Raw genomic sequence first — 24,587 nt, forward strand, 5'->3', positions numbered from 1 at the left:
CAACGCGGGAGAACAAGCCGGGCCGGGAAGTCAGCCCAGCGCCACCAGCTGGGCGGGATCCTCGACCGGGAGGTCGCCGTTGACCACGGCGGTGACACGCAACTGGTTCAGCACCAGGCTTCCGCCCACCGTGGACAGGAAGGCGGTGTCAGACGAGTCCCTGCCGGCGGTGATGCGCAGCATCGACTCCCGCGGCGCAAGCCCGGTGGGGTCGATGATGTGCCACGCTCCCTCCACGTAGGCTTCGGCCACGGCATGGAAATCCATGGGACTCAGGCCCGGTGCGTAGACGGCCGCCAGCCGGGCAGGGATGTCCTTGGAGCGGAGCAGGGCGATGGCCAGGTGCGCGAAGTCCCGGCAGACGCCGCGCCTGCTGAGGAGGGTCTCCACCGCACCGTCCGTGCCGCGGGAGGAGCCGCTGATGTATCGGAGCTCACAATTAACCCAGTTGCGGACGGCCTGCATCAGGTCCGCCCCCTGGACCCCTTCGAACTCGGCGTAGGCCGTAGGCAGGAGCCGGTCCGACTCGGCGTAGCGGCTGGGACGGACATAGCGGATCCGGTCGGCCAGGCTGGCGTCTTCGGGGACAGCGCGGCCGGCTACCGTGGCCGAGTATTCCACGGTGACGTCGGTGGGTTCGGCGAACTCCATGTAGTGGAACCGGCCGCCGTGGTGGTCCGAAACCTCGGTCAGTGGCACCTCTGCCCCGCCGGCCGTGACGGAGAGGGCTTCCTCAAAGGATGAGTAGCCGCTGTTCCTTGCCACGGCAATGGCCATGGCCACCTTGGTGTTGGCGATGGTCCTGAAGGCCAGGCGTGCGGAAACAGAGCGTTCCATGTTTCTCCGGGGGTGTTGGGGGCGGAAGGCGAGCCGCGCCTGCCCCGCACTTGTGAGTGCCGGCGGCGGGACTAGTTTTTGACCTTCAGCGACATTAGCATCCGCTGGACGTTGGCGAAGTCAGGGCTTTCGTTGACGTACTGGGCGGCCTGGCCAAGGGTGTCGAAGGCCTTCGCCGGCGCCACTTTCTCATCCGGGGCAAAGGCCTTGAGGTTCACCAGGTCCCCGAACGAGTAGTCGCCCTTGCCGGCCGGACCCCGCACCACATTGCGCAGCTCGCACGCCTGCCCATTCGTTCCGCCCACCAGGTTGGTGATTCCGTACGAACCGAAGTAGCGGTAGCCCTGGATTACCCGGTAGACCATGCGTGGCGGGACGGTCCCCTCCCCGCCCTGGGCGGGAAGATCAAAGGGTACGCTGCTGATCACCGTGTAGGGGTGCCGTGCGCTTTCCGGGCAATCAGCGGACGACGGCGGCAGTCCGGTGCGGAGCGCGGCAACAAAAGTTCCATCGGGCTTCTTGACCTCCACCCTCATTCCGCCGGGAAGCACGCCGTCCTCCGGCGCCACGGACTGGGCGATCCAGTCCGCAGGCAGGTCGAAGCTGACGGTTTTTGCGGGGTCGGAGAACGTCTTCCAGGAAGCCGCGGTGGCAACACCCCGGGGTTCGCCGGATGTCGCGGAAGGGGAGTCCTGGACACTGCCGGAAGAATCGGGCGAGGCCGATGCCGTTCCCGGCGTTGGACCGGGCGCTGCAGATCCGGAGGTTGCCGCAACGGATGATGTGGGCTGCGCCGTCCATCCCGGGCCGGCCGGGGATCCAGAGCATCCCGCCAGCAGGAACACCGCCGCCGCCAGGGACGTCCGGGAAAGGGCGGTCACTGCTGCCTTGCCTGTCATGGAAGCCAGCCTAGTAGTGCCGCGGCTGCTCCCCGGGCTGGCGCACTGGTGTTTCATGCACGCTGGAAGGGGTGCATCATGCGCCTGCCGGGACGGACCCCTCCAAGCCCTCCAGCCGTCCCCGACGGTGGGCACCCATCCCGGCGTGTCGCCGTCGGGCGTCTACCACCCCGGCCTGGGACTAGGCTGGACGTTATGGCGGAAGAGCAGCACGGCGCAGCCGAAGACAACCCGGCGGATATCTCCGCCCTGGACATCGCCGACTGGCGGCTGAGGACCTTCGCGCTCTATGACAACGTCCGCAAGTTCGCGGTGGAGAGCCCGTCAGAGGCGCACTCGTACTGGCGCCACCAGCGTGACCTGATGTTCGGCACCCACCCGGCTTCGGCGCTGACCGCCGCGGACAAGGCACGCTTCTCGGGGCTGAAGACTGCCGATTACGATCCCATCTACCGGTTCCACGTCCCCCTGACGAAAGAGGGCGCGGGCCGGGAGATGAGCGTCGAAACCGCCACCGACGGGGTGGTCCACTTTGTCCGGCTGGGGACGTTCGACCTGCCGGAAATGGGACAGCTCGGGGTGTGGAAACTGCACGGGTACGGCGGCGGTATCTTCGTTCCGTTCCGCGATGCCACGGCCGGACAGCCGGGCGGAACCTATGGGGCGGGCCGTTACCTGCTGGACACCATCAAGGGCGCCTTCCACGGCGTCAACGGCACGGGCCCCGGTGCCACGTTCGTCCTGGACTTCAATTTTGCCTACAACCCCTCCTGTGCCTACAACGAGGCCTGGGCCTGCCCGCTGCCCGGGCCCTCCAACCGGCTGGCAGTGGAAATCCCTGTAGGCGAGCTGTACTGACCCATGGCGGTTTGTACCGGGCGCCCTGCCCGCAACCCCTTACTCCTGCCTGCCCGCGGCACTGAACGTGCAGCCGGGGCCGCCGGATGACGGAGCAACCGTCCGCAGCCGCTGTGCAGGAAACCACGCCCCGGCGCCTTCCTGCCACCAGGCACTACCGGGGGATCCTGCGCTTTCCCGTCATCCGGCAGCTGATCCGCTTCTCCGGTGTTGGCGTCATCTGCACCGCGGCATCGCTCGGCCTCTACGCGCTGCTGCGGCCGTGGCTCGGCGCCCAGCTGGCCAACGCGGTGGCGCTGGTCCTCACCTCACTGCTGAACACGGCGTTGAACCGGCGGCTGACCTTCAAGATCGCCGGGCAGCAGCGCCGTACCCGTGACCACTTCAACGGCCTGGTGGTGATCGCCGTGGCGCTGGTGATCACCGGCAGCAGCCTGGGCGTGCTGCACTGGTTCAATCCGGATGCCACCGTGGGGGACGAACTGCTGGCCACCACGTTGTCCGGCTTCCTGGCCACGGCGGTGCGCTTCAGCATGCTGCGGCACTGGATATTCCGCCGCGCGCGCCACCGCTGACCCGGCCGCCCGGCCCGTCAGCGGGCCTGGCCTGCGCCGAGGTTCCTGACCCTGGCGACGGCGGACCTTACCGCGTCCGCAGCCATGTCCAGGTCCTCCCGGGTCACTAACGCGTCGAAACTGAACCGGACGGCGGTCTGCGCCACTTCGGCGGTAATTCCCAGTGCGGTGAGCACGGGCGACGGCGCATCCGAGCCCGCAGCGCAGGCCGAACCGCTGGAGCACACCACGTCGTGCCGTTCCAGCTCCAGGAGCAGGGACTCACCGCTGGTTCCGGGGAAGCAGAAGGAGGCAACGGACGGCAGCCGTTCGGTGGGATGGCCTGTCAGCACGGCGTCCGGCACCGCGCCCATCACCGCACCGATGAACCCGTCCCGCAGGGCTGCCACCCTTGCCTGCCGCTCCGGCTGCCGGTCCCTGGCCAGCGTGAGGGCGGTGGCCAGGCCTACCGCCCCGGCCACGTTTTCCGTTCCCGAACGCCGGCCGCGTTCCTGGCCGCCGCCGTGGATGACCGGTTCCAGCCGGGTGCGGCTCCGGACGAAAAGCATGCCGCAGCCTTTGGGCGCCCCCAGCTTGTGCCCGGAGATGCTCATGGCATCAACGCCCAGGGCCTTGGTATCCAGCGGCAGCCAGCCGGCGGCCTGGACGGCGTCCGTGTGGAACGGGATTCCGTGGCGGTGGGCCAGGTCGGCGAGCGCGGCGATGGGCTGGATGGTGCCTACCTCGTTGTTGGCGTACATGATGCTGACCAGCGCGGTCTCCCGGCGCAGGATGCCGGCCAGGGCATCGGGCGTCACCCGGCCGGTGGCGTCCACCGGCACCACATCCACCAGAAAGCCGTGGAAGCGCTCGAGGTAGCGCGCGGATTCCTCCACGGCAGGGTGTTCGACGGCGCTGATCACCACCCGGTTCAACTCCGGGTTGGCGGCCTGCCGGGCCAGGGCAATGCCTTTGACGGCCAGGTTGTCCGCTTCCGTTCCCCCGGAGGTGAACACCACCTCGCCCTGCCGGCAGCCCAGGACACCGGCAACGGCTGCCCGCGCCCCCGCGAGCGCTGCGGCTGCCGCCTCACCGAGGGTGTGGTGGCTGGACGGGTTCCCGAATGCGCCCGTGAGGTAGGGCCACATGGCGTCCAGCACTTCACGGCGGACGGGGGTGGTGGCGGCTGCGTCAAGGAAGATCACGGCGGGCTCACCCGGCAGTCAGTTCGACGTCGAGGCCCAGGTCCAGCGCGGCCACGGTGTGGGTCAGTGCTCCTACGGAGATGACGTCAACGCCCGTGCCGGCTATGGCCGCGACAGTGCGGGGGTTGACGTTGCCGCTGGCTTCCACACGGGCGCGTCCGGCCACGAGGGCCACGCCGGCCTTCAGCTCCGCCACGGTGAAGTTGTCCAGCATGATGGTGTCCACGCCGGCGGCAAGGACGGGTTCGATCTGGTCCATGCTGTCCACCTCGACCTCAAAATGGGTGGTGTGCCCCAGCTGGGCTTTGACGGCCAGCAGGAGGCCGGTGAGCTTTGCGGGGTCTCCCCCGGTCATCACGGCCAGGTGGTTGTCCTTGGCCAGCACGGCGTCGGAGAGGCTGTACCGGTGGTTGGAGCCGCCGCCGCACCGTACCGCGAAACGTTCCAGGATGCGCAGGCCCGGCGTGGTCTTGCGGGTGTCGGTGATGCGGGCCCGGGTCCCCTCCGCCAGCCGGACGAATTCGGCAGTCTTCGTCGCAATGGCGGACATCCGCTGGACCAGGTTGAGGGCCACGCGTTCGGCCATCAGCACCGAGCGGGCGCTGCCGCTGACCCTCGCAAGGTGCGTCCCGGCGTCGAACATTTCCCCGTCAGCCACGAGCAGCTCCACCTGGGTGGCGGGGTCCACCAGCTGCATCGCGTCGCGGAACACGGTCGCGCCGCTGAGCACGCCCGGGACGCGGGCATTGAGGACTGCTGTGGCGCGCGATTGGGCGGGGATGAGCAGTTGGGAGGTGATGTCGCCGGAGGGGGCATCCTCGGCGAAGGCCCGTTCCAGGATCTCCCTGACCGGTGCTGCCGGAAGGGTGAGGTCAAGTGCGGGGCGCAGGGTGGCTGCCTGGTCGATCACGGCGGGTTCAGTCATGGAGCAGGCTCGCTTTCGGGCGTGGAGGGTAAGGGGCTTCGGCGTGGACGGGCCCGTCGCTGCGGTAGTGCGCCCCAAGGGATTCAGGCCGGCAAAGGGCTCCGGCGACCAGCAGCTGCGCAGCCAACAGGAGGTTCCGGTCCTCATGCACCAGGGGGTCGGAGGAACGGTCGGCATCAGGACGGACGACGGCGGCCCACCGGTCAAGCGTGGCAGCGGCCTCAAGCAACAGCTCCCCGGAGCGCAGCACCCCGGCGTGCGAGGTCATGAGCCGACGAAGAGCGTCCCGGGAGAACGGAGCTTCCAGACCTCCATTCCCACCGGAGTAAGACGGCCAATTCCCGCCCGAGACAACAGACCCGGCCGCTGTTTGCCTCTCCCAGCTGGCACCCAAGCCGCAGTGACCATCGGCGCCTGAGGGTGCTCCGGAAGCGAGCGTCAAGGGGAGGCCGCCCGCGGCCGAGACAGCGAGCGGAGGAGCGCCGTCAGGCGCCACCCAAGCGAAGGAGCCGGCAGGGCCAGAGAGAAAAGCTTCAACAGCGCGGCGGCCGAAGACGAGTCCCTCGAGGAGGGAGTTGCTGGCCAGCCGGTTAGCCCCGTGGACCCCGGTGCACGCAACTTCACCGGCGGCGTAGAGGCCGGGGACGGTGGTGCGTCCGTGGGTGTCGGTCCGTACCCCGCCCATCCAGTAGTGGGCGGCGGGTGCGACGGGGACCAGTTCGCGGGTCCAGTCGATGCCGGCGTCGAGGGTCTTGCGGGTGAGGGTGGGGAACCGTTGCTGGAGGAAGCCGGAGCCCCTGGCCTGCTCGATGGCGCGCGCGTCGAGGTAGACGTGGCCGTTGGGGTCTCCGAGTTTGGCGAGGTGGAGGGCGATGCTGCGGGAGACGACGTCCCGGGGTGCCAGTTCGGCGTCGGGGTGGTAGGCCTTCATGAAACGGCGGCCGTTGGAGTCGAGCAGGACGGCGCCTTCGCCGCGGACGGCTTCGGAGATCAGCAGCGGGCCGTCCAGCCGGGCCGGGTGGACGGTGGCGGAGCTGACCAGGCAGGTGGGGTGGAACTGGAAGAATTCGAGGTCTGCGGTGGCTGCGCCGGCGCGGACGGCGAGCGCCAGCCCGTCGGCGGTGGCCACTGCAGGGTTGGTGGTCTGGGCGAACAGCTGGCCTGTTCCCCCGGTGGCGAGCAGGACGGCGTCAGCGTCCAGGCTGGCGTGGCGGCCGCCATGGAGGTATTGGACCCCAACCACGCGCCCTTCAGCGGTGGTGAGGGCTGTGGCGTGGGCATGCGTGAGGAGCGTGAGCTTTCCTTCGTCCCGCCGGGACAGGACAGCCTGGATCAGCGCGCCGGCGACGCGCGCGCCCGTGGCGTCCCCTCCCGCGTGCAGGATGCGGGCGGCACTGTGCGCTGCTTCGAGCCCAAGGGCAGGGCCGCCGTCGTGCCTCCCGTCCCCCTGGGCTTCCCTGGGGCCTGCGTCAAAGGCCACCCCGTAGCGCTGGAGGCCCGCGATGTCCTGCCGCGCCTGAGTGCACATGAGCCGGACGGCAGCCTCGTTGCAGTGCCCCGCCCCGGCCCGGAGGGTGTCGGCGATGTGGGCGGCAACGGTGTCCCCCGGGGCGGGCTGGGCGAGTACGGCAGAAATGCCGCCCTGCGCGTACCAAGTGTTGCTGTGCTCCAGGACGCCCTTGGTCAGCAGCACCACGTCGGCGCCGGCCTCCGCGCCAAGCAGTGCCGCGTAGAGCCCCGCGATGCCGCTTCCCACCACGGCGAGCCGCCGGCTCATCAGGGCCTCGCAGCGAGCATGCGCTCGAGCGCCGTCCTGGCGTTGGCCTGCACGTCGTCGTCCACCGTGATGCGGTTGACGGTGCGGCCGGCCACCAGTTCCTCCAGGACCCAGGCCAGGTAGCCGGGGTGGATGCGGTACATCGTGGAGCACGGGCAGATCACCGGGTCCAGGCAGAAGATGGTGTGCTGCGGGTATTCGGCGGCAAGCCGGTTCACCATGTTGATTTCCGTGCCGATGGCGAACGTGGTGGGCTCCGTGGCTGCTGCGATGGCCTTCTTGATGAAGTCGGTGGAGCCGGCGGAATCAGCGGCGTCCACCACTTCCATGGGGCACTCCGGGTGCACGGTGACCTGCACGCCGGGGAAGTCGGCGCGGGCTTTCTCGACCTGGGCCACGTTGAAGCGCTTGTGCACCGAGCAGAATCCGTGCCAGAGGATGACGCGGGAGTCCAGCAGGGCCTGTTCGTCGTTGCCGCCGAGGTCCTTGCGCGGGTTCCACATTGGCATCTGCTCGAGGGGCACGCCCATGGCCTTGGCGGTGTTGCGGCCCAGGTGCTGATCGGGGAAGAACAGCACCCGCTGGCCGCGCTGGAAGGCCCACTCCAGGACGGTCCGGGCGTTGGAGGAGGTGCAGACGATGCCGCCGCGCTCGCCGCAGAAAGCCTTCAGGGCTGCGGAGGAGTTCATGTAGGTGACGGGGATGACCGGTACCCGGCCCTCGGCGTCGGGCTCGGTGCCGAAGATCTCCGCCAGCTGCTCCCAGCAGTCCTCCACGGAGTCCGTGTCCGCCATGTCTGCCATGGAGCAGCCGGCGGCGAGGTTGGGCAGGATGACCGCCTGCTCCGGGGTGGAAAGGATGTCCGCGGTCTCGGCCATGAAGTGGACGCCGCAGAAGATGATGGCCTCGGCCTCCGGCTTGGTGAGTGCCGCGTTGGCGAGCTGGAAGGAGTCACCCACGAAGTCCGCGTACTGGATCACTTCGTCGCGCTGGTAGAAGTGGCCCAGGATGACGGCCCGTTCGCCCAGCGCGGCCTTGGCGGCCTTGATCCGTTCCCCGAGCTCGGCGTCGCCGGCAAGCTTGTACTCTTCGGGGAGCTGGCCCTGGCGCGGGGTGGTGGCGGGGGCGGGGTCGGCACTGGACGCGCCCGGACCGTAAGCGGGGACACCGGCGAGCGCCTCGGCCAGGTCGTAGTCCCAGGGGCCCCTGGCCAGAGCCGGGCTGCAGGTGCTGCGTTCAGCTGCTGCGCCTTTTTCGGCCTGTTCGCGCGTGATCAGCTGGATTGCCGTGTTGACGCTGCTCATGGTGTGCTCCTGTTGTCTGGGTCAAGGCCTGGCCGGCCGGTGTAGCGGTAGAGGCGGGGTGGACGGTGTTTGCCGCCCTGGAGGTATTCCCCGGTTTCTTCGATTTCCGGGGTCGATTTAAGTTGCCGGCGGAAATTGGCCGGATCGAGTTGGCGGTCAAGGACGGCTTCATAGACTTCACGGACCTGGGCCAGGGTGAAGTACTCGCCCAGCAGGTGGTACGCCACCGAGCCGTAGGCCAGCTTGTTGCGCAGGCGCCAGAGCGCATAGTCCACGATGGCGTTGTGGTCGAAGGCCAGTTCGCCGAGCCGGTCCGCGCGGAACCACCTGACGTTCTCGGACTCGTCCGCCAGGGCGGCTTCCGTCGGCTGGACCAGGGCCCAGTACACGATGGAGACCACCCGCTGGGTGGGTGAGCGGTGCAGGCCGCCGAAGGCGTACAACTGCTCGAGGTAGCGGGGTGCGAGACCCGTGGTCTCCCGCAGGTTCCGCGCCGCGGCGTCCTGGAGGGATTCCTCATGGCTGAGGGGCCCGCCCGGCAACGCCCACAGTCCCTTGAAGGGTTCGCGGATGCGGCGCACCAAGGGCAGCCAGAGCGTGGGACGGCCGGAGGTTTCACTTGGCCGCAGGGCGAAGATCACCGTGGAGATGGCGAGCGACGGCGGCGCGGCCTGCCGCTCGGAAACATTTGCCGAGCTGTAGTACACGTCCACCGCCTTCCGTCGTGCTCATCGTGCCCGCCCCGGCGGTTCTTCAGAGTTATGGTCAACTTGACCAAAACTAATTCTACGGCGCTCGTCGACGGAATGGGAAATGTTTCTGCGACCTTCTGGTTAGCTGCGGCACGGCACGGCCAATGACACCGCTCCCGCTGCCGTGCCAGGTCCCACCGCAGGGGCCCCCTTCCGTTTTTGGCCCGCTCGCGGAAGCGGTAAATTCAAGAGGTCCCAAAAGGATCCCCCGGACCATTCGGACCGGACCGTCGAACCAGCCCCCAGAAGGTGCACTGCCAAATGACGATGAAGTCTGACCGGACCGCGTCCGCCACACTCCCGCCGAGGACCACAACCGTCCACAGCATGAAACCGCGCCAGCTCACCATGATGGGGCTGGGCAGCGCCATTGGTGCGGGCTTGTTCCTCGGATCGGGCGCCGGGGTCCAGGCAGCCGGGCCGGCAGTCCTCATCTCCTACCTTGTGGCCGGAACACTGATCATCCTGGTGATGTGGGCGCTGGGCGAGATGGCGGCCGCAAACCCGGCCAGCGGGGCCTTCTCCGTCTACGCCGAGCGGGCCCTTGGCCGTACCGCCGGCGCCACCATCGGATGGCTGTGGTGGCTGCAGCTGGTGGTGGTGATCGCCGCCGAGGCACTGGGTGCCGCCGGACTGCTTTTCTCCGTCTGGCCCGTGGTCCCGGTCTGGGCGCTGGCACTGCTGTTCATGGTGGTGTTCACCGGCATCAACCTGGCCGGCGTCCGGAACTTCGGCGAGTTCGAGTTCTGGTTTGCCATCCTCAAGGTCGCCGTCATCGTGCTCTTCCTGGCCGTCGGCGCCGCTTTGCTCCTTGGCCTGCTGCCCGGCGTCGCCTCCCCCGGTGCCGGCAACCTCACTGAAAACTTTGCTCCCCAGGGCCTGGGCGGGGTTGCTTCCGCCCTGTTTGTAGTCATCTTCGCCTTCGGCGGGACGGAAATCGTCTCGGTGGCCGCGGCCGAAACCGAGGACCCTGAACGCAGCGTGGGAAAGGCCATCCGCACCGTGGTGTGGCGCATCCTGGTGTTCTACATCGGCTCCGTCTTCGTCATCGCCGCCGTCCTCCCGGCGACGTCCAAGAGCCTTGCCTCGCCTTTCGCCGGCGTCCTGGACGCTGCCAGGATCCCAGGCGCCTCCACCACCATCACCCTGGTGGCCGTCGTCGCGCTCCTCTCGGCACTGAACGCCAACCTCTATGGCGCCTCCCGCATGGCCTACTCCCTGGCGCAGCGGGGTGAAGCGCCGCGGGTCCTGACCCGCCTCAACCGCGCGGCCGTTCCCCTGCCCTCGGTGGCGGTATCGGTGGCCTTCGGCTTCGTTGCCACGGTCCTGGAGCTGCTGTTTCCGGAACGGATCCTGCCTGCCCTGTTCCAGCTGGTGGGCTCAACGTGCCTGGTGGTCTGGGGCAGCGCGCTGGTCTCCCAGCTGATCCTGCGCCGGCGGGCCGACCGGGACGGAATCCCGCTTCCCCTGCGGATGAAGGGCTTCCCCGCCCTCACCATCCTGGGCCTGGTCCTCCTGGGCCTTATATTCGCCGTCGGCTTCAGCGCGGAGAGCAGCCGTGTGCAGCTGTTCAGCACCTTCGCACTGATCGCCGGCATCGCGCTGGCGTGTGCCGCCGGGGCCCGCCTCACCAGCAGGAGCCGGGCCGCCAGCAGGTAGAGTGGTGCGTACCTTTCCAAGGAAGACGCACCGACGCGCCGGGCCCCCGCCCCAGGCGCCGAACCTGATTGGGGAACTGACACCATGAGCGGCAGGCACACCGGACAGCAGCACGCGCACACCGTTGAAGGGACCGACCCCCAGCTGTTCGTGGCAGTCCATGACCCCGCAACCGATGCCGGCCTGCGGCCTGTCCTGCTGCTGCACGGCTTTTCCTCCTCGTCCAAGCTCAACTGGGAGGACACCGGCTGGGTGTCCGCCCTGCTTGACGCCGGCCGCCGGGTTATCACCGTGGACCTTCCCGGCCACGGCCGCAGCGGCGCGCCGGAGGACCGCGACTCCTACTCCCCCAGCCGGATCAGGGCGGACCTGCTCCAGGCAGCGTTCGACGCCGGCACACGCCCCCTCCAGGAAGGCGATCCTTCCAGCGGGCTGGACGTGGTGGGCTACTCGCTGGGATCGCGGCTCGCCTGGGAGTTCGCCGCAACCCAGCCCGAACTGGTGCACCGGCTGGTGCTTGGCGGGCCCAACGACTCCGATCCCCTGGCCGCGTTCGACCTCCGGGCTGCCCAGGATTACCTGGCGGACGGTACGCCGATCCAGGACGAATCGACAGCCCAGCTCCTGAAGATGGCATTGCTGCTGCCGAGCAACAACATTTTCGCGCTGCTGTCCCTGGTGGAAGCCATCAAGGCCGAGCCCTACGACCCCGCCGAGGCAGTCCCCCACGTTCCCATGCTGCTGGTGGCCGGGGACAAGGACGAGCGCGCCGGCATCCTGCCCAAGCTCGCCGAACTGGCCCGCGGGGCCGGGTCCATGCCCGAACAGCTGGTCCTCCCGGGCCGGAACCATACCAACGCCATCACCAGCAGGGCCTTCAAACAGGCCGCCATCTCGTTCCTGGCCGCCTAGGGCACGGGCCCGTCCAGGTACGCCCATTCAGGCGCGGATTGTTCGGGTACCCCTCCGTCCGGGCCTTGGCCGTCCGGGCGTTCCGGAAAACGCCGGCCGCTGCGGAACGGGCAGGGCACCCAGCAGTACGCTGGGGGCAGTCACGCCACAGATGCCGGGAGGGGTACATGGGGACGCGTTTCGAAGACCGCAGCGACGCCGGCCAGCGCCTGGCCGCTGCGCTTGGCCGGTTCCGGGAACATCCGGGCACAGTGGTCCTGGGCCTGGCGCGCGGGGGCATTCCCGTTGCGGCGGCGGCGGCAAGTGCCCTCCACCTGCCCCTGGGCACGGTCCTGGTGCGGAAGTTGGGGATCCCGGGGCACGACGAAACTGCCTATGGAGCCCTCGCGTGGGCGCGCGGGCGCACTGTCCGCTTGATCAACAAACCCCTGTTGGAGCGCGTCCTTGAACACGGCGTGCAGCAGGGATGGCTGGACGACGTCGAAAAGCGCGAACGGGAGGAACTGCTCCGCCGGGTGGAGCTGTACCCGGGAAGCAACACCGACGTGGCAGGCAGGACGGTTCTTTTGGTGGATGACGGACTGGCCACGGGCGCCACGATGCGTGCCGCCGTCGAGGCCGTGCGGGAAGGCGGCGCGGCTGCCGTGGTGGCGGCAGCGCCCGTGGGATCGATCGACGCCGAAGCCTCGCTGGAGCGGGTTTGCGATGCCGTGGTGTGCCTGCACCTGCCGGGCAGGTTCCGGGCCGTGGGGAGCTACTACCGGCACTTCGGGCAGTTGAGTGACGACGACGCGGTGGCGCTGCTGGCGCGCTGAGGGACCGGGAACACAGCAGGCCCGGACCTTTCGGTCCGGGCCTGCTGTGTTGGGACGGTGGGGATCAGTGGTGGCTGCTGACTCCGAGCGGGCGGCCCTTGGTTTCCTTGGCCAGGACCACGCCGACCGCCGAAATGACGCAGAGGACCATGATGTAGATGCCGATGGAACCGGTCCACTTGGTGGACTGCAGCAGGGTTTCAGCAATGGTGGCCGCGAAGGCCCCGCCCAGGATGGCTCCAAACGCGTAGCCGATGGAGATGCCCGAGTAGCGGACGTGGGCAGGGAACATTTCGGCATACATGGCGGACATGGGGCCGTAAGACAGGCCCAGGCCAATGGTCAGGACGAACAGTGCAACGCCGTAAAGCAGGATGTTCTTGGTGTCGATGAGCGCGAACATCGGAATCATCCAGGCGAAGACGATGGCGTAGCCGGTCAGGAAGGTCTTGACGCGTCCGATCCGGTCCGAGAGCCAGCCGCCCACCAGGGTGAAGATCAGCCAGCCAAAGGACGCCAGCGTGGTGGCCAGGAGGATCTGCGGGGTGGGCATCTTCAGGGTCTTGGTGGCGTAGGAGATGAAGAATGCGATCAGCAGGTAGCCTGCGGCATTGTTGCCAATGAAGATCATGGTGGAGTACAGGACGGGCAGCTTGTGGTTCCGGATCAGCTCGCCCAGCGGCGCCTTGCTTTCCTTCTTCCGCAGGGCCATCTCCTGGAAGACCGGGCTCTCGGCCACCGCGCGCCGGATCAGGTAGCCCACCACGATCAGGACGATGGACAGCAGGAACGGCACCCGCCAGCCCCAGGCGGCGAAGTCTTCCTTGGACATGCTGGTGTTGAGGAAGAACAGCAGGCCGGTGGCCAGGATCATGCCGACGGGTACGCCGATCTGCGGGTAGGCACCGAACAGGCCGCGGCGGCCGATCGGCGCATGCTCCACGGCCATCAGGGCGGCACCGCCCCATTCACCGCCGGCTGAGAAGCCCTGGATGACGCGCAGCAGGATCAGGAGCACGGGGGCCCAGGCGCCGATCTGCGCGTACGTGGGGAGCATGCCGATCAGGGCTGTCGCGGCGCCCATCATGACCAGGGTGAAGACCAGCATCGCCTTCCGTCCCAGGCGGTCGCCCAGGTGGCCGGCGACGACGGCGCCGAGGGGGCGGAACAGGAAGCTGATGCCGATGAGGGCAAAGGAGAGGATCTGCGCCAGGCCCGGGTTGGAATCGTTCAGCGGCGCCAGGAACAGCGGTGACAGCAGCGTTGCGGTGAGCTGGGCAAAGATGAAGAAGTCGTACCACTCGATGGTGGTTCCGACGAGGGTGCCGGCGAGGACCTTGCGTTCCTCCCGCCGGCTGCTGGGACCGGCGGGGGTATCCACCTTGGAAGGTGTGGTCATTGAAACTCCATTGTTCATTGGGCAGCAGTGCCGCCCGGACGCCTTCAGAATTACCGACAGAACGGTCAGTTAGTTAGTAGGGTACTACGGATTTGTGATGCGGGACACGGGGTGGCGAAAGTTTTACCGGGGATATCCGTAGAATTTGGATGTTCTATATTAGAACGACCATTTCGTATAGAGGACAATACCGTGCGGCGGTTGATGAGACAAGAGTCACGGCGTGCTGTGCATTGCCACCTAGGATGGATTTCATGACACCTCCAGCAGCTGCGGCCAAGACGGCGGCGGCGCAGGCTTCGCCGTCCCAGACCCTTTCGCGGGGCATCCGCGCCCTTGAGATCCTGGCCGCTGCCCCGGGTCCGCTGACCATCGCCGAACTGGCCGACGCGATGGGCGTCCACCGTTCGGTGGCCTACCGGATCCTGCGGACCCTCGAAGACCATTCCCTCCTGGTGCGTGACGACGCCGGACGCGTCCAGCCCGGCCCCGGCCTGGCAGTCCTGGCCCGCGGAGTGTCACGCAACCTGCAAAGCGCCGCACTCCCGGAGCTCACCCAGCTGGCGAACTCGTTGGACATGACGGCGTTCGTGGCGGTGTGGGACCACCATGACTGCATCACGCTGGTCACGGTTGAGCCCCGGCATTCAGGGGCAACCGTAGCGCAGCACCCGGGTACGCGGCACCCCATTAACGCCGGCGCGCCGGGCATCGCCATCCAGTCGGCCCTGTCCGAAACGGAGTGGGACCGGTTGGAAACGGGCATTCCATACCGGCCGGAGGCGGCGGAAGCACGGCGGAAGGGCTTCTCGGCCAGCCATGATGAGGTCATCGCCGGGGTCTCCTCACTGGCAGCCCCCGTCCGGGTGCCCGGTGGGCGTCCGGCAGCACTCGCCGTCGTCTATATCCGCTCCGCCCATGATCCGGAAGCGGTGGGGGCTGCCATCGCCGAAAGCGCGGCGAGGATTGAGCGGCAACTGGCCTGACAACGCGGGATGCCGGTTGCCGGGGAGGCGGCGATCAGGCCCGCCGGCGGATTACGACGGCGGCTCCCGCACCCAGCAGCGCCAGCGCCGCCGCCGCGCACACCGGGACAAGGAACGCGGACGAGGGGCCGTGGTGCTGGGCCAGCTGGCCGCCGACAGAGGAACCGATGGCCGTTCCGGCGACAATGCCGCTGGCCAGCCCGGTCATGACCGTGCCAAGCCGGCCGGCGGGAGCCAGCTTTCCGCCCACCGCGAAGACGGTGACCATGACCGGACCCACGGGAAGCCCCAGGACCAGCAGGACCGCCGCCATCGAGGGCAGTGAAGCCGGCACCAGCAGCAGGACCGCCAGCGCCGCCATCAGGACCGCGCAGAGCACCCAGCGCAGTGCCAGGCCGGCGCGCCGCGGCCAGTAGGCAACCGAGAGCGCGGCCGCTGCGGAACTCAGGCCCATGACGGCGTACAGCAGGCCGGCTATTTCGGCGCCGGCGAGCCCGGCGGAGAAGGCGCTGAGGGCGGCCTGGGTGGACCCAAAGAAAGTCCCCATGCAGACCATGGCAACAACAGGCAGGGCCACGGCCCAGGGCAGTTTGGCGGCAGGTGCAGCACCCTTGCCCTTCCTGCCGCCCCGGCGCGGAGTAGCAGGCACTGCGTGATGCGTGGGGTGGATGGCGAAGGCAGGAACAAGTGTGATGGTCATGGCCGCCGCCAGTGCCAGCGGAAGCCAGGGCGCCACGAGGCTGGCCAGGATACCCACCAGGGCCGGTCCAAGGACAAACGTCACTTCGTCGGCCGTGCTCTCGTAGGAAAGGGCGGTATCCAGGTCGCGGGCAGCGCCGGCGGTCGGTGCCGAGGAACCTGTGGCGTCCGTTGTCAACGCCATCCATCTGACCCGGGCGAGCGGGCCCACTTGGGGGCAGGTGGCGCCGGCGGCAAAGGCAGCGGCCAGGACGGCCGGTGGGAAGTCCCCCGCCCCGGTGGCGTCTGCGGCGACGACCAGGGCCAGCACCGCCACGGTGTTGAGCACCGCCGCCAGCAGCAGGACAGGTCGCTGTCCCCGCCTGTCTGCAAGGGATCCGAGCACCGGAGCGCCCAGTGCAGAGCCGATTCCCACGGCGCCCGCTGCGGCGCCACCGGCGGCAAACGAGCCGCTGACCGAGGTGACGAGGGTAAGGGTGCCCATGGCCAGCATGGCCAGGGGAAGCCGCGCAAAAAGTCCAAGCGGGATGAAGCTTCTGCCGGCAAGCAGCGGCAGCCGGGAGAACCGTCCCCTTGCTGCCCGTTCCGCCGGGGCCTGGCCTGGGCCTTCCTGCCCTGTGACAGCGCGGGACGGAGTGTTGCGGGTGGTCGAAGGAGTACTTTGAGGTGTCAATTCCGGGCTCGTTCAGTAGGTGCGCATCGTCCCTCCTCCCGATGCGCGCAACCCGGTAACGGGCTCCATTATATCGGCCGGGTCAGAGGAGGGCGTCCAGGCTTTCGGAGATCCGCAGCGTGGAGCCGTTCCGGTTCTTGAGCACCTGCAACTGGGTACCGATCCGCTGTTTCATCTCCGCAACATGGCTGACCAGCCCCACCACCCTGCCGCCGTCGCGGAGCCCTTCGATGGCATCCATGACCTGCTCCAGGGACTGTTCGTCCAGGCTTCCGAAGCCCTCATCCACGAACAGGGTCTCGATTTCCACCCCTCCGGCCTCCTGCTGGACGACGTCCGCGAGCCCGAGTGCCAACGACAGCGATGCCATGAAGGACTCGCCCCCGGACAGGGTGGAGGTGTCCCGCCGGAATCCCGTCCACTGGTCCACCACTTCAAGGCCCAGCCCCGACTTGGCGCCGCGGGCCGCCTTGGCGTCGGTGTGCTGAAGCAGGTAGCGGCCGTCACTCATGGCGACCAGGCGCTCTGACGCGGCCAGGGCCACCTGTTCCAGCCGGGCGGCCAGGACATAGCTGTTCAGGCTCATCCGGTAGGTGTTTTCGCCCCGGCCGGCTGCCGCGTCAGCCAAGCCGGCCAGCATCTGTGCCCGTTCCGCCGGCTCCCGGCACGAACGGACCAGGTCATGGTATTCGGCGGTGATGGATTCCAGGGATTCCAGGCAGTGGGTGGCGAGCCCGGCAGCCAGGTCCGCTTCCCGCGCCGCCTTCTGGGCAGCAGCGGCTTCAAGGCGCAGCGCTGCCAGCTGGTCCTCGTCCGCCAGGAAACCGTCGGCGGCCTCTGCCAGGGCGAGCACAATGTCCTCGGACTCGAACAGTCCGGCCACGCGCGCGGCTTCGTCCTGGGCTGTACGGATGGCAGCTTCCAGGGCTGCCGCTTCAGCCGCTGCGAGGAGCTGGCCGCGGACATCGCCGGCCGTGGCAAAACCGGCAGCCGGCAGTGCCAGCTCCAAATGTTCCTGCACTTCGGCGGACCGAAGGCGCGCCGCATCCAGCCGCGCCTGCGCTTCAACTGCCTTGTCCAGGACCGCCACGGCCTCCTCGAGTGCCCGCAGCCGGTGGTTCAGGCTGCGGTGGTGGCCGCGCAGGCCGGCGAGCGCTTTGTCCAGTGCTGCCGCCTGCTCCGCCACGTCGGCAAGGGACACGCTGGTCTGCGAGAGCTCGGCCTCCGTTTCGGACAGTGTGGCATGCGCCTGCCCGATCCTGGCATCCAGCGCTTCCAGCCGTTGCCGCCTGTCCTGCAGCTCGTCCGCGGCCTGCTCTGCATCGTCCGCTGCAGCGAGCGCGGCATCGGCACCGGAACGTGCCTCCCCCACCGGAGTGGTCCCGCCCTGGCCGGCGAGGACTGCCACTGCCTGCTCCGCCTCGGCAAGATCCGCGGCAACCAGGGTGTGGGCTGCCTCTGCGGCCTCGTAGGCGCCGTGGGCCTCCTCCTCGGCCTGCGCAAGTCCCGGACCCGCATTGCCACCATCTGCAGGACGGGGATGTTCCGCGCTTCCACAGACAGGACAGGGCTCCCCGCCCACCAGTTTCGCCGCCAGCTCCGATGCCGCGTTGGCCAGACGCACCTCCCGCAGGTCCAGCCACTGGCGTTTCGCCTCCAGCAGTGCCTCCCGCGAATCGTCGTGGCGGATCCTGGCCTGGTTCCTGCGCCGGGCAGCTGTTTCATACTTCCGGACGACGTCCAGCAGCTCGGCCGCCGCCGCAGCTTCCTTGCGGCGCAGGGCCGCCTCGATCGAACGGGATTCCAGCTGCTCCATGCCCTCGGCCAGCGTTGCCCGCTGCTCCTGCAGCTGGGCCGCCCGGCTGTCCAGGGTTCCGATGGCCAGCCGGAGCTCTTCCTCCCGGCCGGCCAGGCTGCGGTGCCGCGTCCGGAGGTTCTGGAGCCTGTCCTCGTCCGGCAGCCGGGCTTCGACGACGGCCAGCAGTGACCGCAGGCGGCTTAGTTCGTCCGCTGCCCCGGACAGGCTTCCACCGGTGGCCCCCGTTTCCGGGTCTGGTGTTTCCGGGCCGGCCGGATCCAGGCCACCCGTTTCCCATCCACGTGTTTCCAGGCGCAGCTGGGCCAGCTCGCCGTCGTCACCGGCAGCCATGCGGAGCAATGTCATGGCAGATTCGGCAGCGGCCGCCGCGCTGCGGACCTTGGCAGCGGCCGCATCCACGGCCTGCAGTTGCCCCTGGAGGACCTCGGCCTGGCGGTGCCGGGCGAGGCGGGTGGAGAGCTCTTCCCGGTGTGCGGCGCCTTCCTCCACGGCGTTTCGCCGCGCCGTAGCCGCGTGAAGTTTCCGGTGCCGCTCATGCCGTGCGGCCTCGCGGTCCACAGCGCTGCGACGGTCCTGGCTGACGGCCGCAGCAGCGGCGGCATGCCCGGTGAGTTCCGTCAGGCGGCCGGCAACGGAAGCCTTCAGCCAGTCGAGGCGGCCGGGGACGTCGTCCTCCGGCGGTGCCCCGGCGCCCGGAAGCTGGAGCGGAGCGGCCTCGGTTTCGGCACGTGAGGCTAGAAGGGCGAGCTGCCCGGACAGTGTGGCCACGTCTTCCCGGGCAGCGGCGGCCTGCCGCGACAGTTCCTGTTCCAGAGCTTCGAAGCGCTGGGTGCCAAAAAGCTTCTGCAGCAGGTCCAGGCGGTCGGCAGCCTTGGAGCGGAGGAAGGCGGCGAAATCACCCTGCGGCAGCATTACCACCCGGGTGAACTGCTCGCGGTCCATGCCCAGCAGGGCCGTGATTTCGGCGCCCGCTTCGTCGTTGCGGGCCGACTTTTCCACCCAGGCGCCGCCCACCCGCTCACGGAGCAGCGTCTTGGCCTGCTGGACCGTAAAGCCATTCTTGCCCCGCGCGCTGGGCTTGTCCCATGCCGGGGACCTGGTCACCTCGAAGCGACGGCCCTGGGACGAGAATTCGCACGTCACGGCAGGTTCCTGCGCGGGTTCCGCGTGGTCACTGCGCAGCCGTTTTCCGTCCTGGCGGGCTCCGGGGACGGAACCGTACAGGGCAAAGCAGATGGCATCCAGCACGCTGGTCTTACCGGCACCGGTGGGCCCGTTCAGCAGGAACAGGCCGTGGGCGCCGAGGCGGTCAAAGTCGATGTCCTCGGTTCCGGCAAAGGGACCGAAGCCGCAGATGCGCAGATGGTGGATCCTCACCGTGACGCCTCCAGCAGCCTGACGTTCTCCAGCGCTGCAGCGAGCGCGTTCTTTTCTGCCTGGTCCGCGGTGCGTCCCCGCACGTGTTCCAGGAATCCGCAGCACAGGGCGAGGTCGTCCGGCGCGCCGGCAAGCCTGCTGCTGTAGCTGGGCCGGGACGTGGCAGCCGCACCTTCCGGGTCGAATGCCAGGACCAGGGTGTCCGGGAACCTGTCGCGGAGCCGTTCCATGGCACGGGCGGGACGCTGGGGATCGGTCAATGTGATCTGGCAGTAGGCGGATTCAGCCCATGCATGGCCGGGATCCGCCAGGAGATCCTCAAGGGTTCCGCGCAGTACGGCCAGCGAACGCGGGGCCTCCCACAGTACCTCCGTAACGGCAGTGACTCCCTCCGCGCCGATGTCCACCAGCCAGGCACCCTTTTGATGGGCGGATTCGGAGAAGGAATAGGCCAAAGGTGAACCGGAGTACCGGACGGATCCGGACAGCTGCTGCCGCCCGTGCAGGTGGCCCAGGGCGGTGTAGCTGAAACCGTCGAACAGGTCCAGCGGCACCGCACCCACGCCGCCAATGCTGAGGTCCCGCTCGCTGTCCGAACTGATGCCGCCGCTGGCGAAGGTGTGGGCCAGGACCACCGAGTGGACGGTGGCGGAAGCCGCGCGCCGGGCGATGTCCCCGCGGATCAGGCCCGTGGCCGCCCGGGTGACTTCGAAGTGGCTGGCCGTTTCAGCACCCAACTGTTCGGCAACCAGCCTGGGCTCAAGCCAGGGGATGCCGTAAAGCGCCAGGACGGCTTCCTTTCCGGCATCATCCGTGCCCAGCGGCAGGATGAGCGGGGTGGCGAGGTCCTCCACCCTGGTGCGCAGGTGCACTCCCCCGCGTTCGAGCAGGCGGGAGGCGAAACCCAGGCGGATGGCGGAGTCGTGGTTCCCGCTGGTGAGCACTACCTTGGCGCCCGCGGCAGTCAGGCGGACCAGTGCGTCGTCGAGCAGGTGGACCACGTCCACGCCCGGCAGCGCACGGTCATAGACGTCCCCCGCGATCAGGACAATGTCCACGCCGTCCCGCTGGACCGCAGCCACCAGCTGGTCAACGAAAGCGCGCTGGGCATCGAGCATGCCAACGCCATGGAAGGATCGGCCCAGGTGCCAGTCCGAGGTGTGAAGTAACCGCATATCCCTAAGCTATCGGCAACCACTGACACTCAAAGAAACCGCCGCGGCCGGCGCCGGTCAGGACCGTTTGCCCTCAAAGAATTCCTGTGCCTCACTGATGCTTCCTGCCTTCCCATGGCGGGCAGCCGCTGGGGGCACAGGCCCGTCGGCTCCCTCACTTTCCAGGCCCTCACTTTCCAGGCCCTCGTCGTCGCCCTCGTCGTCAACCTCGGCCTCGGCGGCGTCGGTGTCCCCGCCGTCCCCAACGGGAGCTACGGACGCATCCACGCCGGTGATGCGGAACACCAGCCCGGCGATGGCAGCACCGGCCAGCGGCGCGACCAGGAAGACCCACAACTGCTCCACGGCCCAGCCGGAACTGAAGACTGCGGACGCCAACGCCCGGGCGGGGTTGTAGGGCAGGTTCCCCACCGACTGGCCCAGCTGCAGCAGGGCTGCGAAGGACAGGCCGACAGCAACCGGCGCTGCAGTGCGGCTGCCGCCGGAGCGGCCGGCGGCGAGGAAGACCGCCACGATAATGGCGGCTCCCAGCAGTTCCAGGAGCACGGCTGCGGCGAGCGGCGCCTGGATGATGGAGTGTTCGCCGAAGCCGGCGGTCACGGTATCGAAGGCAGTGCGGCTGTCGGCGATGCCGGGCAGGGTGCGCAGGATCCCGAACAGGGCAAGCGCGCCCACCAGCGCTCCCACCACCTGGGCGGCGGCGTATGCTGCGGCGGCGCCGGCGCGGATGCGTCCCGCCAGGAGGTGGCCCAGTGTGATGGCCGGATTGAAATGGCCGCCGGAGATGTGTCCGAACGCGAGCATTGCCGCGGTGATGGCCAGGCCGGCAGCAAGGGCGGCAGGCACAGGGCTGGACTGCGGAATGCTGAACAGCGGCACGCCCAGCCCGGCCACGGCCAGGAACAGGCTGCCGAAGGCCTCGGCCGCCAGGCGGGGCAGCAGGGCTGTCCGCCCGGCAGCCGTGCCGGGGTGCAGTGCGTCGCGGGCGGGGACGGGGGTGCTCATGATGGGACCTTCGCTTCCTGGGCTGGTACTTGCGTTGCCTGGTGTCCGGATGCTGCTGGTTCCGGTGCTTCCGGCCAGCAGGTGCGCGCGGGGCAACCCGTGAAGTATTCCAGCCCAGGCTGTGCATTTGCTGGACGGCCGCTGTCCGCGGCGCCTTGCCAGGAGGGAAGGGACGCCTCGAGGGGCAGCCGAACCGCAACCGGTGTCCGGACGGTAAATTTACTGCATGAGCACAGACCACGGCGCGCCCGCGCCCACCCTCAAGTCCCGGATCCATGGCGCCCTGGTGGGCGGCGCGCTCGGCGATGCACTGGGCTACGCCGTGGAGGCTGACTCCATCGACGCAATCCGGCAGCGGTTCGGAGCGGAGGGCCTGACCGGGTTTGACGCCCTCTCCGGTCCCTGGCCCTTTTCGGACGGCACGCAGTTGACCCTGTACACCGTGGACGGGCTCGTGGAGGCGTTGGAGTGGGCCAATTCCGGGGTGGGTGCTGACGTGAACGCCTGCCTCTGGCTGGCGTACCTGCGCTGGCTGGGCACCCAGGGCAAGGACGCCGGGCCTGCGGCGCCTGCACCCCAGCCCCGCTGGATCGACGGCAACGAGGTGCTCCGCCAGCGCCGGCATCCGGACCAGGACTGCATCACAGGCCTCGCCACCGGCGAGATGGGTACCTCCGTCCGGCCCGTCAACCCCGAAGCGAAGGGCGCCGGGACGGTGGTGCGCTCGGCGCCTTTCGGGCTGGTTCCGCACATTGCGCCCGACGCCGTCTACAAGTTGAGTGCCGACGCCGCCTCCCTCACGCACGGACATCCTTCCGCCCGCCAGGGTGCCGGCATCTTCAGCCTCCTGATCCACAGGCTGGTGTCGGGTGAGGCGCTCCGGGATGCCGCGGCCGCGGTCACCGCGCACGCGGCCACCCTCCCGGACGTGGCACCGGAGCTCCCCGACCGGCTTGAGGCCGCACTCCGCCTCGCCGACAAAGCCATTGTTGCCCCGGAGGAACTTGTCCAGGTGCTCGGCGAAGGCTGGACGGCCGGGGAGGCCCTCGCCGTCGCGCTTTATGCAGTCCTTGCCACGTTGCCGGCCGACGGCGCAGAGGCGCAGCCTGCCCGGCATTTCCGGGACGCTGTGGCGCTGGCTGTGAACCACGGCGGCCCCAGCGACACCACAGGCTCGCTGGCGGGAAACATCCTGGGAGCCCTGTACGGGGAGGACTGCCTGCCGGCGCAGTGGCTCGGGGCCCTGGAAGCGCCGGAGGTAATCCGCGGCATGGCGGACCAGTTGGTGAAGGTTACGACCGGCGAAGGCTGATGTTGTTGCAGGCCTCGCAGACGTCCTCGGGGATCAGTCCGCGGCGCTGCAGGAAGCCGAAAATGGCGCACCCCAGGCAGAATCCGGCGAACGCCTCCAGCGACGCCGCGGCCACCAGGATCCCCAGGAGCGCCCAGGCTGCGGGCGCGGCACCTGCGGCGAACAGCAGCAGGGCGGCGGTGGATACGGCAGCGCCGATCCCCTGGGCAAAGCGCTTGGGCGGCCCGGGCACCAGTTTCACCTTTCCCAGCGCCGGGGTGATGACCTTGACCGAGAGCAGCGCCAGGGGTGAAATCCTGGGGCCGAAGAGCAGCCGCAGCCAGAACCCGATGCTGATGGCCAGCAGCCCGAGCCCGGAACCTGTCACGGCGGTGACGACGGCGAGCAGCACCACCAGCGCTACCGTGACACGGGCGGCGTACTCGTTCACGGGATTGGGGAAAGCAAAGAGGGAGGCCATGACGAAAGGGTAGGAGCCTGCCGCGGGGCGGCCAAGCTGTGTTGCGCCGCATGACAGTGCGCCACTCCCGTACCGGCCGGATCAGGCGCTGATGGCAGCCGCGCCGTCCCGGACTTGCCCTGCATGGGCGTGCGCGGCCTGCGGGACGTCCCCGCCTCCCACCATCTGCAGGAACTCACCCTCGGACAGCACTTCGATGGCCCGTCCCCGCTCATGGAGCTCCAGGACGCGGCGCGCCTTGCCGGTGAGCCTGCCCGAACGCAGGTCCGAGGCCACGAACCCGTCCCCCACCACCAGGACCGTGGTACGTCCGGTGACCCGGCTCTCCGTCCGCGCCCCGCACCTGGCCGAGCGGAGCTTGGCTTCCGGGCGGTCGATGGAGAGCTGCCCCGTGAACACCACCGTCTGCGCGTACAGGGGATGGCCGGGCTCGGCGTCCAGGTCCGGTTCCGGATTCGGCCCCTCCTCGGGCCAGCCGGACTGGAACCGCTGCACCAGTGCTGCACCGTTGCCGGAAGCAGCCGCCATGGCCGCCAGGCTTGCCTTTGACAGCTCGCCGGAGGCGGGATCGAAGGCCTGCTGGTGTGGCATGGCCAGTCCCAGGGAGAGGAAGAGTTCAGCGATGCTGTTGGCACCGTTGCGCGCGGCGATGTCGATGAGGATGCCGGCGCAGGCCCGGGCATCCTCGGCAGCGTCGTGGTGGTTGACCAGCGGCACGCCCGCTTCCTCGGCGGCGAAGGGAAGGGAATTGGAGACGAGCGAGTAGCAGCGCCGCGACAGCATGACCGTGCAGACATAGTCATAGGCGGGACCGGGCAGGCCTGACACCTCCAGCGCGGACCGGATCACGCCCAGGTCAAAGGCGGCATTGTGCGCTGCGAGCACGTCATCACCGATGAACGCGCCAATTTCCGGGAACAGCTCGCCGAAGCGGGGGGTTCCGGCAACGTCCGCTGGGGTGATGCCGTGGATCCGGACGTTGTGGTAGTCGAAATGGTCATAGCCGGCCGGCGGGCGCATCAGCCAGGAGGCCTCTGCGACGATTCTCCCGCCCCGCACCTTGGTCAATCCCACGGAGCACGGGGAGCCGCGGAAGCCGTTGGCCGTTTCGAAGTCGATCGCCGTAAAGTCCAAACCCACGGCCCTTACCTTACCGCCGTAAACGTCCCAGCCGGGGAGGCACAG

At 68.8% G+C, this 24,587-nt stretch carries 21 protein-coding genes; 7 read left to right on the top strand and 14 right to left on the bottom strand.

Annotation, left to right across the window (positions count from 1 at the left end; genetic code table 11):
• Nucleotides 1-30 precede the first annotated feature (30 nt).
• Nucleotides 31-837, bottom strand: coding sequence for a transglutaminase-like domain-containing protein (locus FBY36_RS00580; protein ID WP_142116869.1), 807 nt, complete (start codon nucleotides 835-837; stop codon nucleotides 31-33).
• Between the two features lie 71 nt (nucleotides 838-908).
• Entirely contained in the window at nucleotides 909-1,736 is an 828-nt protein-coding gene (locus FBY36_RS00585; protein ID WP_142116870.1) for a hypothetical protein, read from the bottom strand.
• Between the two features lie 195 nt (nucleotides 1,737-1,931).
• Between FBY36_RS00585 and FBY36_RS00590 the strand changes: the two genes are divergently transcribed.
• On the top strand, nucleotides 1,932-2,594 hold the full coding sequence (locus FBY36_RS00590; protein WP_142116871.1) for a DUF1684 domain-containing protein: 663 nt from the start codon (nucleotides 1,932-1,934) through the stop codon (nucleotides 2,592-2,594).
• 86 nt (nucleotides 2,595-2,680) lie between these two features.
• Nucleotides 2,681-3,169 (top strand): GtrA family protein, encoded by a 489-nt coding sequence (locus tag FBY36_RS00595; RefSeq protein ID WP_142116872.1) that lies wholly within the window; start codon nucleotides 2,681-2,683, stop codon nucleotides 3,167-3,169.
• Between the two features lie 17 nt (nucleotides 3,170-3,186).
• On the opposite strand, the gene FBY36_RS00600 is transcribed toward FBY36_RS00595, so the two are convergent.
• Genes FBY36_RS00600 through FBY36_RS00620 form a run of 5 tightly spaced genes read right to left on the bottom strand, consistent with a single transcriptional unit; the run spans nucleotide 3,187 to nucleotide 9,066 of the window.
• Entirely contained in the window at nucleotides 3,187-4,353 is a 1,167-nt protein-coding gene (locus FBY36_RS00600; protein ID WP_142116873.1) for a cysteine desulfurase family protein, read from the bottom strand.
• 7 nt (nucleotides 4,354-4,360) lie between these two features.
• The gene (nadC, locus tag FBY36_RS00605) at nucleotides 4,361-5,278 is read right to left on the bottom strand and encodes a carboxylating nicotinate-nucleotide diphosphorylase (protein WP_142116874.1); all 918 of its coding nucleotides are present in this window, start codon (nucleotides 5,276-5,278) and stop codon (nucleotides 4,361-4,363) included.
• Entirely contained in the window at nucleotides 5,271-7,055 is a 1,785-nt protein-coding gene (locus tag FBY36_RS00610) for an L-aspartate oxidase (RefSeq protein ID WP_142116875.1), read from the bottom strand. Before FBY36_RS00610 ends, nadC begins: the two co-directional genes overlap by 8 nt.
• Nucleotides 7,055-8,359 carry a quinolinate synthase NadA gene (gene nadA, locus FBY36_RS00615; RefSeq protein ID WP_142116876.1) on the bottom strand — a complete coding sequence of 435 codons (1,305 nt, stop codon included), beginning with the start codon at nucleotides 8,357-8,359 and terminating at the stop codon, nucleotides 7,055-7,057. Before nadA ends, FBY36_RS00610 begins: the two co-directional genes overlap by 1 nt.
• Nucleotides 8,356-9,066: an NUDIX hydrolase gene (locus tag FBY36_RS00620; protein WP_142116877.1), complete on the bottom strand. Its 711-nt coding sequence runs from the start codon at nucleotides 9,064-9,066 to the stop codon at nucleotides 8,356-8,358. Before FBY36_RS00620 ends, nadA begins: the two co-directional genes overlap by 4 nt.
• Before the next feature lie 306 nt (nucleotides 9,067-9,372).
• On the opposite strand from FBY36_RS00620, the gene FBY36_RS00625 reads away from it, so the two are divergent.
• From FBY36_RS00625 to FBY36_RS00635, 3 genes are all read left to right on the top strand, one after another.
• A complete protein-coding gene (locus FBY36_RS00625) occupies nucleotides 9,373-10,770 on the top strand; it encodes an amino acid permease (protein ID WP_142116878.1) in 1,398 nt (465 codons plus the stop codon).
• A gap of 84 nt (nucleotides 10,771-10,854) precedes the next feature.
• Nucleotides 10,855-11,682 (top strand): alpha/beta fold hydrolase, encoded by an 828-nt coding sequence (locus tag FBY36_RS00630; RefSeq protein WP_142116879.1) that lies wholly within the window; start codon nucleotides 10,855-10,857, stop codon nucleotides 11,680-11,682.
• Between the two features lie 167 nt (nucleotides 11,683-11,849).
• Nucleotides 11,850-12,497, top strand: coding sequence for a phosphoribosyltransferase (locus FBY36_RS00635; protein ID WP_142116880.1), 648 nt, complete (start codon nucleotides 11,850-11,852; stop codon nucleotides 12,495-12,497).
• A 64-nt stretch (nucleotides 12,498-12,561) separates the two neighbouring features.
• Here FBY36_RS00635 and FBY36_RS00640 read toward each other — a convergent pair whose 3' ends face one another.
• Nucleotides 12,562-13,896, bottom strand: a complete 1,335-nt coding sequence (locus FBY36_RS00640) for an MFS transporter (RefSeq protein ID WP_142116881.1) — start codon at nucleotides 13,894-13,896, stop codon at nucleotides 12,562-12,564.
• Nucleotides 13,897-14,150: 254 nt separating this feature from the next.
• Here FBY36_RS00640 and FBY36_RS00645 point away from each other — a divergent pair, with 254 nt between their 5' ends.
• Nucleotides 14,151-14,882 carry an IclR family transcriptional regulator gene (locus tag FBY36_RS00645; protein ID WP_142116882.1) on the top strand — a complete coding sequence of 244 codons (732 nt, stop codon included), beginning with the start codon at nucleotides 14,151-14,153 and terminating at the stop codon, nucleotides 14,880-14,882.
• Nucleotides 14,883-14,916: 34 nt separating this feature from the next.
• On the opposite strand, the gene FBY36_RS00650 is transcribed toward FBY36_RS00645, so the two are convergent.
• From FBY36_RS00650 to FBY36_RS00665, 4 genes are all read right to left on the bottom strand, one after another.
• Entirely contained in the window at nucleotides 14,917-16,254 is a 1,338-nt protein-coding gene (locus FBY36_RS00650; RefSeq protein ID WP_142116883.1) for an MFS transporter, read from the bottom strand.
• Between the two features lie 82 nt (nucleotides 16,255-16,336).
• A complete protein-coding gene (locus FBY36_RS00655) occupies nucleotides 16,337-19,450 on the bottom strand; it encodes an AAA family ATPase (protein WP_142116884.1) in 3,114 nt (1,037 codons plus the stop codon).
• A complete protein-coding gene (locus FBY36_RS00660) occupies nucleotides 19,447-20,625 on the bottom strand; it encodes an exonuclease SbcCD subunit D (protein ID WP_142116885.1) in 1,179 nt (392 codons plus the stop codon). The genes FBY36_RS00655 and FBY36_RS00660 overlap by 4 nt, the downstream gene beginning before the upstream one ends.
• A gap of 57 nt (nucleotides 20,626-20,682) precedes the next feature.
• A complete protein-coding gene (locus FBY36_RS00665) occupies nucleotides 20,683-21,630 on the bottom strand; it encodes an aquaporin (protein ID WP_142116886.1) in 948 nt (315 codons plus the stop codon).
• A gap of 226 nt (nucleotides 21,631-21,856) precedes the next feature.
• Here FBY36_RS00665 and FBY36_RS00670 point away from each other — a divergent pair, with 226 nt between their 5' ends.
• A complete protein-coding gene (locus tag FBY36_RS00670) occupies nucleotides 21,857-22,942 on the top strand; it encodes an ADP-ribosylglycohydrolase family protein (RefSeq protein WP_142116887.1) in 1,086 nt (361 codons plus the stop codon).
• Here FBY36_RS00670 and FBY36_RS00675 read toward each other — a convergent pair.
• Both FBY36_RS00675 and FBY36_RS00680 read right to left on the bottom strand, forming a co-directional pair.
• The gene (locus FBY36_RS00675; RefSeq protein WP_142116888.1) at nucleotides 22,923-23,402 is read right to left on the bottom strand and encodes a DUF4395 domain-containing protein; all 480 of its coding nucleotides are present in this window, start codon (nucleotides 23,400-23,402) and stop codon (nucleotides 22,923-22,925) included. The genes FBY36_RS00670 and FBY36_RS00675 overlap by 20 nt on opposite strands.
• An 81-nt stretch (nucleotides 23,403-23,483) precedes the next feature.
• Nucleotides 23,484-24,542: an exonuclease domain-containing protein gene (locus FBY36_RS00680; RefSeq protein ID WP_235008660.1), complete on the bottom strand. Its 1,059-nt coding sequence runs from the start codon at nucleotides 24,540-24,542 to the stop codon at nucleotides 23,484-23,486.
• Nucleotides 24,543-24,587 lie beyond the last annotated feature (45 nt).

The sequence above is a fragment of the Arthrobacter sp. SLBN-122 genome (assembly GCF_006715165.1).
Classification (GTDB): Bacteria; Actinomycetota; Actinomycetes; order Actinomycetales; family Micrococcaceae; genus Arthrobacter.